Genomic DNA, 14,831 nt, shown 5'->3' on the forward strand with positions numbered 1-14,831 from the left:
TATCCGTTCGCTGTTCGTGACCGGCATGGCAGTCTGTACGCCGTGAATCGTCAACCTCTGCGCCTGGCCATCATCGAGGCAGTATCGGTGCTCGAGGAAGCGGGTGTGCCGAGCCCCCGGGCGGACGCCGAACTGCTCGCCGCGCACCTGCTCGGAATCGAACGAACCAGGCTGGGTCTGGTGCCGTTGGTCGATGTCGCGATGGTCGAGGCGTATCGGGCGATGATCGCGCAGCGCGCCAAACGAATCCCGTTGCAATACATCACCGGAACGTCGGCGATGGGGGAGATCGATCTCGCCGTCGGGCCGGGGGTGTTCGTGCCGCGGCCCGAAACGGAACTGCTGCTCGGCTGGGCGCTGGCGTTTCTCGAGGGCTACCCACGGCGATCCCCGGTCGTGCTCGACCTGTGCACGGGATCCGGTGCCCTCGCCCTCGCGATTGCGCATGCCAGGCCGGACGCGGTCGTCCACGCGGTCGAACTCGAGCCGAAAGCGCTCGCGTGGGCCAGACGCAACGCCGAGGATCTGGCGTCGCAGGGCGATACCCCTATCGTGCTCCACCAGGGCGACGTCACCGACCGCGACCTGCTCACCGAACTCGAAGGCAGCGTCGACGTGATCGTCGCGAACCCGCCGTACATCCCGGAAGGCACCGAACTCGAACCCGAGGTTGTCGACCACGACCCGCATTCCGCACTGTTCGGCGGCCCCGACGGCCTGTCCGTCATCAAGCCGTTGGTGTCGAACGTGGCGCGCTGGCTACGCATCGGCGGCGCTGTCGCCGTCGAACACGACGACACCAACGGCGACCTGACCGCGGCACTGTTTTCCCAGCGCAGAGTGTTCGGCGAGGTCGCCGAACACCCAGACCTGGTGGGACGGCCGCGATTCGTCGTCGCGCTGCGGGTTCCGACGGACGCCGAAGCGCAACGAGCCCGCGCAGCCGGGGCCGCAGGGTATGACGCAGCCGGGCCGGCAGGGGACGATTCTGGGACGCACGGGTGACGAGTCCCGGGCGCGATGTCGGCCGCGCCGCACGGGATGGAAGGATGGGCGCGTGAGCACGGTCTACGACTGCAGTCAGCCAGATTCCCGAACAGCAGGTGTCAATGCGGCACGAGGCGCGCTGAAAGCAGGCAGGCTCGTCGTGGTGCCGACCGACACCGTCTACGGGGTGGCGGCCGACGCCTTCGACGGCGACGCGGTGGCGAGTCTGCTGCGCGCCAAAGGCCGTGGGCGTGACATGCCGGTCCCTGTGCTGGTCGGTTCGTGGAACACGATCGACGGACTGGTCACCACCGTCCGTCCCGAGGCTCGTGAGCTCATCCGGGCGTTCTGGCCGGGTGGTCTCAGCCTCGTTGTGCATCAGGCACCGTCGCTGGGATGGGATCTGGGTGACACGCGCGGCACGGTGATGCTGCGGATGCCGTTGCACCCGGTGATCCTCGAACTGCTGCGCGAGGTCGGCCCGCTCGCCGTGTCGAGTGCGAACGTCTCCGGTCAGCCGCCGGCAGTCACCGCCGACGATGCACGGCGGCAGTTGGGTGCGTCGGTGAGTGTCTATCTCGATGGCGGACCATCGGAGCATGCGGTCGCCTCGACCATCGTCGACATGACTTCGGATCGCCCGCGCGTGCTCCGTGAGGGGGCCGTGTCGATCGAGGCCATCGCGGAGGTTCTGGGCGACGCCCCGGACAGCCTGCGTGTCGGCGGAGAGTGACGGACAGGGACCTGCGTAGGTGACTTCCGTCGACATTGCACTCGTGCTGGCCCAGTCGGGTCGCGGCGCGGGTGTACCCCTCCGCGAACTGCTGCTGGTTCTGCTCACCGCTGCGGTCGTGACCTTTCTCACAACCGGGCTCATCCGGATCGCCGCAATCCGGTTCGGTGCGGTCGCAGCGCCTCGCGATCGGGACGTACACGTGATTCCGACGCCACGACTCGGCGGGGTCGGAATCTATCTCGGGCTTGTCGCCGGTCTGGTTTTCGCGTATCAACTGCCCGCGCTGACACGAGGATTCGAATACACACCGGACATGGGCGCGGCGCTCGTCGCCGGATCGATCATCGTCGTCGTCGGCATCATCGACGACCGGTGGGGACTGGATGCGCTGACCAAATTCGTCGGGCAGGTCACCGCCGCCGGGATGCTCGCCGTGATGGGGGTGAGCTGGATCGTCATCTTCGATCCGTTCAGCGGAAACACGCTGGTCCTCGACCAACTTCAGGGAGGTCTGATCACGGTCGCGGTCGCGGCCGTGATGATCAACGCGATGAACTTCGTCGACGGCCTCGACGGTCTCGCCGCCGGTATCGGACTCATCGCGGCCGTGGCGATCTGCTTGTTCTCGGTCGGATTGTTGCAGGATCAGGGTGGCGACGTCAGTGCATATCCGCCTGCGTTGATCGCCGCAGCCCTGGCCGGTGCTTGCCTGGGGTTTCTGCCCCACAATTTCAACCCCGCCCGGATCTTCATGGGGGACTCTGGGTCGATGCTGATCGGGCTCATGCTCGCGGTGGTGTCGACGAGTGCGTCGGGCCGGATTCCGCTGGCGGCGTACGGTACCCGCGATCTGCTCGGCCTGTTGTCTCCGCTGCTCCTGGTCGGTGCGGTCATGTTCATTCCGATTCTCGATCTGCTGCTCGCGATCGTGCGGCGCACCCGGGCCGGAGTCAGTCCGTTCAGCCCGGACAAGATGCATCTGCACCACCGTCTGCTGCAGATAGGTCACTCGCATCGGCGCGTCGTGTTGCTGATCTACCTGTGGGTCGGCGTCCTCGCATTCGGCGCGGTCGGGTCGGCGCTCATCGACCGTCGAGCGGTGGTGCTGCTCACCGCGGCAGGTCTGGTGTTTGCGCTGGTCGTCACGGCGGTGCCGTCGTTGCGCCGCGGTGACACCGACACCCCGGGCGGCGGTGACACCGAGGCCGGTGGAGGCGGGGGAAGTGGTGGGGTCGGATAGGCTTGGTACCCGTGACTTCTTCCGATCGGCCTGCCGAGCCTCTCCCCGCCCTGTCCGATCCGTCGGCGCCGATGCGTGCCGCCGTCCGGTACGGCGCGCTCGGGCTGATCGCCCTGACGGTCGTGTCCGCGGTGATCTCGGTGCTCGTCGCGGGGATGCCGGGCCTGTGGGGTGCGCTGATCGGGGCCGCGGTCGGTGGCGGATTCATTCTCTTCACGGCGCTCGGGGTGCTGCTCACCTCGCGACTGCCCGCGACGACCGCGGGGGCGGTGCTGCTCGGGACGTGGCTGCTCAAGCTGATCCTGGCGATCGTGGTGATGGCGCTGCTCAAGCCGCTGGACTTCTACAGTAAGGGTGCTCTGATCCTGACGATCGTGTTCGCGTTGGTGATCGTGTTGGGCGCGGAAACGTACGGCGTCGTGTCACAGCGCTCGTTGTACGTCGTGCCCGATTCGGACAAGACCGGAAACGACGAGCAGTAGTAGTTGCACTTGTCAATTACCTGCGGCTTCGCACCCGCCTACGCGTTGTCGTAGATGTATTGATAGTGTGATGCACAAGCGAGCCGCAACCGGCCGGTAGCCCTGATGGGACCACACGGTTGTGACTTTGTAGGCGGTCATGGTCAAATGACCGCCGAGTCGACGAGAGTCGCCGACACCGACAGACGCTGGGCCGAATCGACGGCCCACAGCAGCTGGCGAATACGCGAGCCGACCTGGTCGACTTGTTGGATCGTCAATGTCCGATCGAACCGCAGACGGCAATGCCTGCGGCCGACTACGGGAGAGAGCGCTGAGCGTCACCACCTTGGCAGCCGGGGAATTCCACGCGCCGTCACTAGCCGATTTCTTTCCACCAGCAGTCTTTTTCGAGGGCACCCCCTTCGAAATGGACCGGCTGATGCTCATCCGCGTCGTCGTCGCCGTGCTGGTCGCGGCGTTCTTCGCATTCGCGCTGCGCAGCCCGAAGATCGTGCCCCGCGGCGTACAGAACGTCGCCGAGATCATGATCGACTTCGTTCGGATCCAGATCGCCGAGGACATTCTCGGCAAGGAACAGGGCCGCCGATTCCTCCCGGTGCTCGTGACGATTTTCTTCCTCGTCGTCGGATTGAATCTCACCTCGATCATTCCGTTCCTGAACATCTCGTCGAACGCCCGCATCGGTATGCCGATCGTGCTCGCCGCTCTTGCGTACATCGTGTTCAACTACGTCGGCATCAAGAAGTACGGCTTCTTCCGCTACGTCAAGAGCAGCATCGTCATCCCGAACCTGCCGCCGGCACTCCACGTGCTCGTCATTCCGATCGAGTTCGTGTCGACGTTCATCCTGCGGCCGTTCACGCTCACCATCCGTCTCATGGCCAACATGCTCGCCGGCCACATCATGCTGGTGCTGTTCTTCAGTGCCACCCAGTTCTTCTTCTTCTCGTCCGAGGGCGCGATGAAGCTGTTCGGTATCGGCTCGCTGATCGGTGGCGTCGCCTTCACCTTCTTCGAACTGCTGGTGATCGTGCTGCAGGCATACATCTTCGCGCTGCTGACCGCGGTGTACATCGACCTCGCTCTGCACGCCGAAGAACACTGACCCGACCGAACCACCAGAGAACATCACAGACTGACTCGGTTGCCGATCCCCGGGACCGAGCCACTAGAAAGGGAATGGAACACCAATGAGCGTTGCGCTTCAGGCAGTCGAGATCCTCGCGCAGGAAGAGACCACCTTCCGTGGACTCGGTGCCGTCGGCTACGGCCTCGCAGCCATCGGCCCGGGCATCGGCATCGGTATCGTCGTCGGTAAGGCGATCGAGGGCATGGCTCGCCAGCCCGAGATGGCCGGACAGCTGCGCACCACCATGTTCCTCGGTATCGCGTTCACCGAGGCCCTCGCGCTGATCGGCATCGTTGCCGGCTTCATCTTCTGATCGTCGCGACCATGGCTGACAGCATCCTGTTGCTCGCGGCGGAGGGGGAGACCCAAAACCCGCTCCTGCCCGCGACATATGACATCGTTTGGTCGCTCGTCGCCCTGATCATCGTCGGTCTCGTCTTCTGGAAGTACGTACTTCCGCTGTTCCAGAAGGTCCTCGACGAGCGTTCGGAGCAGATCGAAGGCGGCATCAAGAAGGCGGAAGAGGCGCAGGCCGAGGCGGCTGCCGCGCTCGAGCAGTACCGCGCCCAGCTCGCCGAGGCACGCACCGAGGCGGCGCAGATCCGTGAAGAGGCCCGCACCCAGGGGCAGCAGATCATCGCCGACATGAAGGTGCAGGCACAGGAGGAAAGCGACCGCATCGTCGCCGCCGGTCACGCGCAGCTGCAGGCCCAGCGCCAGCAGATCGTGACCGAACTCCGTGGTGATCTCGGCCGCACCGCCGTAGACCTGTCCGAGAAGATCATCGGTGAGTCGCTCTCCGATGACGTCAAGCGTGCCGGTTCCATCGACCGCTTCCTCAGCGAGCTCGAATCCCTCAGCGCTGACTCTGCATCCGGAAAGTGAGCACCATGTACGCAGCAAGCCGTGAGGCACTCGCTCATACGCGATCCGCGCTGCAGGACGCCTTGGCGTCGAGCACCGCATCCGCTGGTGCGGGTGCCGCGACTGCCGCTGCGGCACAGGCCGGCTCCGAACTGTTCTCGGTGGTCGAGGTGCTCGACGGCCAACGCACCCTCCGCGGTGCGCTGGCGGACGCCTCGACCCCCGGCGCAGTCCGTCAGGCGCTGGCCGAGCAGGTCTTCGGGGGCAAGGTTTCGGCCGCGGCCCTCGCGACCGTCAAGGCCGCGGTGGGCCAGGACTGGTCGGCGCAGTCCGACCTGACCAACTCGCTCGTTCAGCTCGGCCGCGAGGCCCTGCTGAAGGCTGCGGAGGACCAGAACCAACTGGACACGGTCGAGGACGAGCTGTTCCGGCTCGGTCGCATCGTTGCCGGCAACGGAGATCTCGAGCAGGCACTGTCCGACCGCACGACCCCGGTGCAGGCCAAGCGTGAGCTTCTCTCCCGCCTCCTGTACGGCAAGTGCACGGCAGTCACCGAAGCACTTTCGGTGCAGGCCGTCGGACGCCTGAAGAAGGCCCCGGCCGACACGTTCGACGAACTGTCGGCACTCGCTGCCACGCAGCGGGACCGCGCCGTCGCGCATGTGCGCAGCGCCGCCGCCCTCAGTGAGGCTCAGACCGAGCGCCTCAGCGCGATTCTGAGCCGCACCTACGGGAAGCCTGTGACGGTCCACGTCGAGGTCGATCCCGAGCTCCTCAGTGGATTGGTCGTCCGGGTGGGCGACGAGGTCATCGACGGCACCGCAGCGGGTCGACTCGCGGCTGTGCGGAAGAGCCTCACGTAGTCCACTACCGAACACACACCTAGAGATCTTTTCGAAGACCAGATACCGAGAGCAGGAAGAACATGGCGGAGCTGACGATCTCCTCCGACGAGATCCGTAGCGCGATTGACAATTACACCGCGAGCTACTCCCCGGAGGCCTCCCGCGAGGAGGTCGGCGTGGTCGTCGACACCAGTGACGGCATCGCGCACATCAGCGGTCTGCCGTCGGCAATGGCCAACGAGCTGCTGGAATTCCCCGGTGGCGTGCTGGGCGTGGCCCTCAACCTCGAGGCCACCGAAATCGGCGCCGTGGTCCTCGGCGACTTCCAGGGCATCGCGGAAGGCCAGGAAGTCAAGCGGACCGGCGACGTTCTGTCGGTGCCGGTCGGCGACGGCTACCTCGGCCGCGTCGTGAACCCGCTGGGACAGCCGATCGACGGTCTCGGCGAGATCGAGTCCACCGAGACCCGCGCCCTCGAGCTGCAGGCCGCGACCGTGCTGGAGCGCCAGCCGGTCGAGGAGCCGCTGCAGACCGGCATCAAGGCCATCGACGCGATGACCCCGATCGGCCGTGGCCAGCGCCAGCTCGTCATCGGCGACCGCAAGACCGGCAAGACCGCGGTCTGCATCGACGCGATCCTGAACCAGAAGGCCAACTGGGCGACCGGCGACCCGAAGCAGCAGGTTCGCTGCATCTACGTCGCGATCGGCCAGAAGGGTTCCACCATCGCCGGTGTGAAGCAGGCGCTGGAGGAGAACGGCGCGATGGAGTACACCACCATCGTCGCAGCTCCGGCCTCCGACTCCGCCGGCTTCAAGTGGCTCGCCCCCTACACCGGTTCGGCCATCGGTCAGCACTGGATGTACCAGGGCAAGCACGTCCTGGTCGTGTTCGACGACCTGACCAAGCAGGCCGAGGCCTACCGCGCCATCTCGCTGCTGCTGCGTCGTCCGCCGGGACGCGAGGCCTACCCGGGCGACGTGTTCTACCTGCACTCCCGCCTGCTGGAGCGCTCCGCCAAGCTGTCCGACGAGCTCGGCGGCGGTTCGCTGACGGCACTGCCGATCATCGAGACGAAGGCCAATGACGTGTCGGCCTACATCCCGACGAACGTCATCTCCATCACCGATGGTCAGGTCTTCCTCGAGTCCGATCTGTTCAACAAGGGCGTTCGCCCGGCCATCAACGTCGGCATCTCGGTTTCCCGAGTCGGCGGCGCGGCGCAGACCAAGGGCATGAAGAAGGTCTCCGGCTCGCTGCGTCTGGAACTCGCGCAGTTCCGTGAGCTCGAAGGGTTCGCGGCGTTCGCATCCGACCTCGATGCCGCGTCCAAGGCTCAGCTCGAGCGCGGCCAGCGTCTGGTCGAGCTGCTCAAGCAGGACCAGTACTCGCCGATCGCTGTCGAGGATCAGATCGTGTCGATCTACCTCGCGGGTGAAGGAATCTTCGACTCCGTCCCGGTCACCGACATCCGCCGCTTCGAGACCGAACTCCTCGAAGACCTGCACCGCAACGCTGCGGGCGCGTACGAGCAGATCGCCGGTGGTAAGGCACTGTCCGACGAGTCGATCGTGGCGCTCACCAGCGCGACCGACAAGTTCAAGGAGGGCTTCATCGCCTCCGACGGCAGCCGTGTCGTGAACGAGGCAGAGGCCGACACCCTCGGTGCCGACGAGGTTGCGCAGGAGCAGGTCTCCGTCAAGCGCACCACCGTTCGCAAGTGAGCGGGGCGACCATGACCCAGCGTCCAGTGAAGGGAGTGTGATCGACAAATGGCGAACTTGCGTGAGCTGCGCTCGCGGATCAAGTCGGTCAACTCGACCAAGAAGATCACCAAGGCGCAGGAACTGATCGCGACCTCGCGCATCACCAAGGCTCAGGCGCGGGTCGCCGCGTCGAAGCCGTACTCCGAGGAGATCACCAAGGTCCTTTCGGAGCTGGCCAGCGCGTCGGCGTCGTTGGATCATCCCCTGCTCAACGAGCGTGAGAACCCCAAGCGTGCCGCCGTGCTGGTCGTGACCAGCGACCGCGGAATGTGTGGTGGCTACAACTCCAACGTCCTCAAGGAAGCCGAAGAGCTGCGTCAGCTGCTCATCAGCGAGGGCAAGGAGCCGGTGCTGTACGTGCTCGGCGGTAAGGGCCTGGGTTACTACACCTTCCGTGAACGCCGGGTCGCCGGCGCATGGACCGGCTTCTCGCAGGCACCGGGTTACGCGGACGCAGCGAAGGCCAGCCGCCACCTGGTGGAGCTGTTCATGGCCGGTTCCGGTTCCGAGGTTTCCGCGCCGAACGGCGAGGGCACCATCGAGGGCGTCGACGAACTGCACATCGTCTACACGCGTTTCGTGTCGATGCTGACGCAGACCCCCGAGGTCCGGCGGATGGCGCCGCTCGAGGTGAGTATCACCGAGGACGAGATCGACCTCGGCGAGGACATGCTCTCCGACGGCAGCCGCGCGTCGGGCAGCGAAGGGCCACGTGCCGACTACAACTTCGAGCCGGAGGCCGGGACGCTGCTCGCGGCGCTGCTGCCGAAGTACATCAGCACGCGAATCTTCGCATCGCTGCTGGACGCCGCAGCCTCCGAGTCGGCTGCTCGCCGTACCGCGATGAAGGCCGCGACGGACAACGCCACGGAACTGGTGAACAACCTCAGCCGTCAGGCGAACCAGGCCCGCCAGGCCCAGATCACCCAGGAAATCAGCGAGATCGTCGGCGGTGCCGGTGCGCTCGCCTCGAGTGCAGGAAGTGACTGAAGCACATGACCGCAGCAGCAACAACCAACAACGGGGCGGGTGCGGCCTCGGCCTCGGCCGGTCGCGTCGTGCGCGTCATCGGCGCCGTCGTCGACGTGGAGTTCCCGCGGGGCGCCGTGCCCGAGCTGTTCAACGCCCTCAACGCAGAGGTCACTCTGCCGTCCGTGGCGAAGACCCTGACCCTCGAGGTGGCACAGCATCTGGGCGACAACCTGGTGCGCACCATCTCGATGCAGCCGACCGACGGCCTGGTCCGCGGCGCGGCGGTCGTCGACTCCGGTCGTCCGATCTCGGTCCCCGTCGGTGACGTCGTCAAGGGCCACGTGTTCAACGCCCTCGGTGACTGCCTCGATGCGCCGGGCACCGGCCGTGACGGCGAGCAGTGGGGCATCCACCGCAAGCCCCCGGCCTTCGACCAGCTCGAGGGCAAGACCGAGATCCTCGAGACCGGCATCAAGGTCATCGACCTGCTGACCCCGTACGTCAAGGGCGGCAAGATCGGTCTGTTCGGTGGTGCCGGTGTCGGCAAGACCGTTCTGATCCAGGAGATGATCACCCGTATCGCCCGCGAGTTCTCCGGAACCTCGGTGTTCGCAGGCGTCGGCGAGCGCACCCGTGAGGGCACCGACCTTCACCTCGAGATGGAAGAGATGGGCGTCCTCCAGGACACGGCCCTCGTCTTCGGCCAGATGGACGAGCCGCCGGGAACGCGTATGCGCGTCGCCCTGTCCGCGCTGACCATGGCGGAGTACTTCCGCGATGTGCAGGGCCAGGACGTGCTGCTGTTCATCGACAACATCTTCCGCTTCACGCAGGCAGGCTCGGAGGTCTCGACCCTCCTCGGCCGTATGCCGTCCGCCGTGGGCCACCAGCCGACGCTGGCGGACGAGATGGGTGAGCTGCAGGAGCGCATCACCTCGACCCGTGGCCGTTCGATCACCTCGCTGCAGGCGATCTACGTCCCCGCCGACGACTACACCGACCCGGCGCCGGCCACGACCTTCGCGCACCTCGATGCGACCACCGAGCTCTCGCGGCCGATTTCGCAGATGGGTATCTACCCCGCTGTGGACCCGCTGACGTCGACCTCGCGCATCCTGGAGCCCGGCATCGTCGGTGCCGAGCACTTCCGCGTCGCCAACGAGGTCAAGCGGATTCTGCAGAAGTACAAGGAACTGCAGGACATCATCGCCATCCTCGGTATGGACGAGCTCGCCGAGGAGGACAAGGTCCTCGTCGGTCGCGCCCGTCGCCTGCAGAAGTTCCTCGGCCAGAACTTCATCGTCGCCGAGAAGTTCACCGGTGAGCCCGGCTCGGTCGTGCCGCTGCGCGACACCATCGAGGCGTTCGACCGCGTCTGCAAGGGCGAGTTCGATCACCTGCCGGAGCAGGCGTTCAACAGCTGCGGTGGACTCGACGACGTCGAGGCCGCAGCCAAGAAGATCGCCGGAAAGTAGTCCGCCATGGCTGAAATGACCGTGGACCTCGTTGCTGTCGAGCAGCGTGTGTGGTCGGGTTCGGCGAAGCTCGTCACCGCGCAGACCACCGAGGGCGAGATCGGCATCATGCCGGGGCACGAGCCGGTTCTCGGCCAGCTCGTCGAGGGTGGCGTCGTGTCCATCACGACCGTGGACGGTGAGCGCATCGTCGCGGCCGTACACGGGGGCTTCCTGTCGGTGACCGCGACGTCGGTGACCGTGCTCGCCGAGGACGCAGATCTTGTGGAGGACATCGACATCGACGCCGCGAAGGCGATCCTGGCCGAGAGCCAGGACGAAACGGAGATCGCAGTGGCCCGAGGCCGTCTGCGGGCCGTCGAGCGGGCCTGATCGACGTCACGAGAAGCCGCGACGGAGCCACGAGCAGTGACAGTAGGAATGATCGTTCTCATCATTCTTGTCGTGCTGCTCACCGGCGCCGTCGCGGCTTTTCTATATCGCCTCCGTAGTCTGCGCGGCGGTGGTACCGCCGCGATCCTCCGGCTCATGCCCAACGCGGCCGGAAGCGGCTGGCGGCACGGCATCGTCCGGTACGGCGAGAACACCCTTGCCTTCTACAAGTTGTCCAGTCTCCGCCTCGGGCCGGATTCCCGGATTACCCGTCAAGGTGTCGAGGTACGCGAACGACGCAAGCCGACGGGCAACGAGTACGACATCATGACCGAGGACATCGTCATCCTCGAGTTGACCGACGGCACCGACGCTTTCGAGGTCGCCTTCGACAGCGGTGCGCTGACCGCGTTCCTGTCCTGGGTGGAGTCCCGTCCGTCCGATCGGTCGCAACGCCGCCGCCCGAACTGACCCTCTCCGTGCGCGGTCCCGGTGGTTGCGACTACAGGTGGTTGCGACTACAGGTGGTTGCGACTGCCACAACCGCGCACGACCTGCTCAGGCGCCTGCGCCCGGCTTCCACAGGACGTCGCCGTCCGGATTCGCGAGCCGACCCAGAATGAACAGCAGGTCGGACAGCCGGTTCAGGTACTTCGCCGGCAGCACGTTCGTGTCGTCCGGATGCGCCTCCACCGCCGCCCACGCCGACCGTTCCGCCCTCCGCGTCACCGTGCGAGCCGTGTGCAGCAACGCCGCCAGGGGAGTGCCGCCGGGAAGAATGAACGAGTTCAGCGGCTCGAGGTCCTCGTTGAACTCATCGCACCACCTCTCCAGGCGATCGATGTACGCCTGAGTTATCCGCAACGGCGGATATTTGGGGTTCTCCACGACCGGAGTCGACAGATCCGCACCGGCGTCGAACAGATCGTTCTGGATCTGCCGCAGGACCGGTGCGAAACGCTGCGGCGCCTGGCCGAGCGCGAGCGCGACGCCGAGCGCCGCGTTCGCCTCATCGCAGTCCGCGTAGGCGCTCAGCCTCGGGTCGTTCTTCGAGACCCGGGAGAAATCGCTCAGACCCGTCGTCCCGTCGTCGCCGGTGCGCGTATAGATCCTCGTGAGGTGGACAGCCATGGCCGTCACGGTACCGGCTCGGGTATGAACACGGAGTCCTCGTTACGCTGTGGCGTTGTGAGTGAACGCTTTCTCGTCACCGGTGGTAGCCGGCTCGTGGGTGAGGTCGTCGTCGGTGGTGCCAAAAACAGCGTTCTCAAGCTGATGGCCGCGACGTTGCTTGCCGAAGGCACCAGTGTCATCACCAACTGCCCCGACATACTTGATGTCCCCCTGATGGCGGACGTTCTCCGAGGTCTCGGATGCGACGTCGAACTCGACGGCGACGAGGTTCGGGTCACCACACCTGCCCAGCCGCAGTACCGTGCCGACTTCGCGGCCGTCCGGCAGTTCCGCGCATCGGTCTGTGTCCTCGGACCGCTCGTCGCGCGGTGTCGGCGCGCTGTTGTCGCATTGCCTGGGGGTGATGCGATCGGATCGCGTCCGTTGGACATGCACCAGACCGGTCTGCGGCTACTGGGCGCGCACAGCACGATCGAGCACGGGTGCGTGGTCGCCGAAGCCGACGATCTGCACGGCGCCACGATTCGATTGGCCTTTCCCTCGGTCGGTGCCACCGAGAACATCTTGATGGCGGCGGTGCTCGCGCAGGGCGAGACAACCATCGACAACGCCGCTCGGGAGCCGGAGATCGTCGACCTGTGCACCATGCTCGTACAGATGGGTGCACGAATCAGTGGAGCCGGCTCGACGACCCTGCGCATCACGGGAGTCCCCGCGCTCGCGCCGACGACCCACCGCTGCATCGGTGATCGGATCGTGGCGGCAACGTGGGGAATCGCTGCAGCGATGACGCAGGGTGACGTCCGGGTCCGTGGCGTCAATCCCAAGCACCTCGCCCTCGTGCTCGACAAACTACGCGCGGCCGGCGCAGAGGTCACCCCGGAAGTCGACGGCTTCCGCGTCGTCCAGACCGACCGTCCTCGCGCGGTCAACTTCGCAACTCTTCCGTATCCAGGCTTTCCCACGGACCTGCAGCCGATGGCGATCGGGCTCGCCGCGGTCGCCGACGGAACGTCGATGATCACCGAGAACGTGTTCGAAGCACGGTTCCGCTTCGTCGAGGAGATGGTGCGGCTGGGTGCCGACGCCCGGACGGATGGACATCACGCGGTCGTGCGTGGCGTCGAAGAACTGTCGAGCGCTCCGGTGTGGTCGTCCGACATTCGAGCAGGCGCCGGCCTGGTCCTTGCGGGCCTGTGTGCCGACGGGGTCACAGAGGTGCACGACGTCTACCACATCGACCGTGGATACCCGCGTTTCGTCGAGATCATCAAGGAACTCGGCGGCGGAATCGAACGTGTCCGCAACGACTCCTGAAGATGTGCCGCGGGTCACCCGGACGAGATCTGCGCGGCGTGGACGTCGCGACACGCCGTGACCAGGGGAAATTCGCACAGGCAAGCCTCTGACCTGGCGATTTGGAATCGAATTCATCGTCGCGTAACTTAATCCAGGTCAGAGCGACACGGACACCGACCCGGACCTGAGGGACTGGGAAACGAGGTTGGACGAAGGCGCATGAACGATTTCCACCAACGCAATCCTTCTGGTAAGGTTGGTGGTCGCGCCGCAAGCCGAAGGGTTTGACGGCAACGAACAAACAGCCCCTGAGCGAGCGAATTCTGATTCGCTGGTGATGGTGTGTGCGTGTTCTTTGAGAACTCAACAGTGTGCCGATGAATGTCAGTGCCAATAATATATTGGTGCGATCACTTCGCTTTTGTGGAGTGGTTGTTGCTGGACATCACATTCTTCCGTCTGTGGTGGTCCAGTGTTTGAGCTAGTTTGAGTTTTCATGCTGGTGATTTGGCTCTTTTGTCTTTGACTGATTGGCTCTTCGGAGTGAAATCTAGAGTCTTTAACGGAGAGTTTGATCCTGGCTCAGGACGAACGCTGGCGGCGTGCTTAACACATGCAAGTCGAACGATGATGCCCAGCTTGCTGGGCGGATTAGTGGCGAACGGGTGAGTAACACGTGGGTGATCTACCCTGCACTTCGGGATAAGCCCGGGAAACTGGGTCTAATACCGGATACGACCACGGGATGCATGTTTTGTGGTGGAAAGGTTTACTGGTGCAGGATGAGCCCGCGGCCTATCAGCTTGTTGGTGGGGTAATGGCCTACCAAGGCGGCGACGGGTATCCGGCCTGAGAGGGTGTACGGACACATTGGGACTGAGATACGGCCCAGACTCCTACGGGAGGCAGCAGTGGGGAATATTGCGCAATGGGCGAAAGCCTGACGCAGCGACGCCGCGTGCGGGATGGAGGCCTTCGGGTTGTAAACCGCTTTTATCGGGGAGCAAGCGAGAGTGAGTGTACCCGTTGAATAAGCACCGGCTAACTACGTGCCAGCAGCCGCGGTAATACGTAGGGTGCAAGCGTTATCCGGATTTATTGGGCGTAAAGGGCTCGTAGGCGGTTCGTCGCGTCTGGTGTGAAAGTCCATCGCTTAACGGTGGATCTGCGCCGGGTACGGGCGGGCTGGAGTGCGGCAGGGGAGACTGGAATTCCCGGTGTAACGGTGGAATGTGTAGATATCGGGAAGAACACCAATGGCGAAGGCAGGTCTCTGGGCCGTTACTGACGCTGAGGAGCGAAAGCGTGGGGAGCGAACAGGATTAGATACCCTGGTAGTCCACGCCGTAAACGGTGGATGCTGGATGTGGGGCCCTTTTTCCGGGTCCTGTGTCGGAGCTAACGCGTTAAGCATCCCGCCTGGGGAGTACGGCCGCAAGGCTAAAACTCAAAGAAATTGACGGGGGCCCGCACAAGCGGCGGAGCATGCGGATTAATTCGATGCAACGCGAAGAACCTTACCTGGGC

The 14,831-nt window shown here is 65.0% G+C and carries 15 protein-coding genes and 1 rRNA gene; 15 read left to right on the forward strand and 1 reads right to left on the reverse strand.

All coding sequences use genetic code 11. From position 1 onward, the window contains the following. Positions 1-42: 42 nt before the first annotated feature. The 13 genes from prmC to WAX14_RS01010 all read left to right on the forward strand — a co-directional run bounded on the left by prmC (position 43) and on the right by WAX14_RS01010 (position 11,342). Positions 43-1,005, forward strand: a complete 963-nt coding sequence (gene prmC / locus WAX14_RS00950; protein ID WP_422626221.1) for a peptide chain release factor N(5)-glutamine methyltransferase — start codon at positions 43-45, stop codon at positions 1,003-1,005. A 52-nt stretch (positions 1,006-1,057) separates the two neighbouring features. Then, a complete protein-coding gene (locus WAX14_RS00955) occupies positions 1,058-1,720 on the forward strand; it encodes an L-threonylcarbamoyladenylate synthase (RefSeq protein WP_422626222.1) in 663 nt (220 codons plus the stop codon). A gap of 19 nt (positions 1,721-1,739) precedes the next feature. Next, on the forward strand, positions 1,740-2,963 hold the full coding sequence (locus WAX14_RS00960) for an MraY family glycosyltransferase (protein WP_422626223.1): 1,224 nt from the start codon (positions 1,740-1,742) through the stop codon (positions 2,961-2,963). A gap of 11 nt (positions 2,964-2,974) precedes the next feature. Then, a complete protein-coding gene (locus WAX14_RS00965; RefSeq protein ID WP_422626224.1) occupies positions 2,975-3,445 on the forward strand; it encodes a hypothetical protein in 471 nt (156 codons plus the stop codon). 259 nt (positions 3,446-3,704) lie between these two features. Continuing rightward, a complete protein-coding gene (atpB, locus tag WAX14_RS00970) occupies positions 3,705-4,553 on the forward strand; it encodes a F0F1 ATP synthase subunit A (protein ID WP_422626225.1) in 849 nt (282 codons plus the stop codon). Positions 4,554-4,638: 85 nt separating this feature from the next. Next, positions 4,639-4,890, forward strand: coding sequence for an ATP synthase F0 subunit C (locus tag WAX14_RS00975; protein ID WP_422626226.1), 252 nt, complete (start codon positions 4,639-4,641; stop codon positions 4,888-4,890). 11 nt (positions 4,891-4,901) lie between these two features. Next, positions 4,902-5,462, forward strand: a complete 561-nt coding sequence (locus tag WAX14_RS00980) for a F0F1 ATP synthase subunit B (RefSeq protein ID WP_422626227.1) — start codon at positions 4,902-4,904, stop codon at positions 5,460-5,462. Positions 5,463-5,467: 5 nt separating this feature from the next. After that, entirely contained in the window at positions 5,468-6,304 is an 837-nt protein-coding gene (locus tag WAX14_RS00985) for a F0F1 ATP synthase subunit delta (protein WP_422626228.1), read from the forward strand. A 62-nt stretch (positions 6,305-6,366) separates the two neighbouring features. Next, positions 6,367-8,010, forward strand: coding sequence for a F0F1 ATP synthase subunit alpha (atpA, locus tag WAX14_RS00990; RefSeq protein WP_422626229.1), 1,644 nt, complete (start codon positions 6,367-6,369; stop codon positions 8,008-8,010). 48 nt (positions 8,011-8,058) lie between these two features. Further along, positions 8,059-9,042, forward strand: a complete 984-nt coding sequence (locus WAX14_RS00995) for a F0F1 ATP synthase subunit gamma (protein WP_422626230.1) — start codon at positions 8,059-8,061, stop codon at positions 9,040-9,042. 5 nt (positions 9,043-9,047) lie between these two features. Next, positions 9,048-10,499, forward strand: coding sequence for a F0F1 ATP synthase subunit beta (atpD, locus tag WAX14_RS01000; RefSeq protein ID WP_422626231.1), 1,452 nt, complete (start codon positions 9,048-9,050; stop codon positions 10,497-10,499). Between the two features lie 6 nt (positions 10,500-10,505). Further along, the gene (locus WAX14_RS01005; RefSeq protein WP_422626232.1) at positions 10,506-10,871 is read left to right on the forward strand and encodes a F0F1 ATP synthase subunit epsilon; all 366 of its coding nucleotides are present in this window, start codon (positions 10,506-10,508) and stop codon (positions 10,869-10,871) included. Positions 10,872-10,919: 48 nt separating this feature from the next. Beyond that, positions 10,920-11,342, forward strand: coding sequence for a DUF2550 domain-containing protein (locus WAX14_RS01010; RefSeq protein ID WP_422626238.1), 423 nt, complete (start codon positions 10,920-10,922; stop codon positions 11,340-11,342). 87 nt (positions 11,343-11,429) lie between these two features. On the opposite strand, the gene WAX14_RS01015 is transcribed toward WAX14_RS01010, so the two are convergent. Continuing rightward, positions 11,430-12,002, reverse strand: coding sequence for a cob(I)yrinic acid a,c-diamide adenosyltransferase (locus WAX14_RS01015; RefSeq protein WP_422626233.1), 573 nt, complete (start codon positions 12,000-12,002; stop codon positions 11,430-11,432). 57 nt (positions 12,003-12,059) lie between these two features. Here WAX14_RS01015 and murA point away from each other — a divergent pair, with 57 nt between their 5' ends. Both murA and WAX14_RS01025 read left to right on the forward strand, forming a co-directional pair. Beyond that, positions 12,060-13,322, forward strand: coding sequence for a UDP-N-acetylglucosamine 1-carboxyvinyltransferase (gene murA, locus WAX14_RS01020; RefSeq protein WP_422626234.1), 1,263 nt, complete (start codon positions 12,060-12,062; stop codon positions 13,320-13,322). A gap of 541 nt (positions 13,323-13,863) precedes the next feature. Next, a 16S ribosomal RNA gene (locus WAX14_RS01025) occupies positions 13,864-14,831 on the forward strand; the annotation flags it as partial.

Origin of the sequence: Rhodococcus sp. (in: high G+C Gram-positive bacteria) (assembly GCF_049299235.1) — a bacterium.
Lineage (GTDB): Bacteria > Actinomycetota > Actinomycetes > Mycobacteriales > Mycobacteriaceae > Rhodococcus.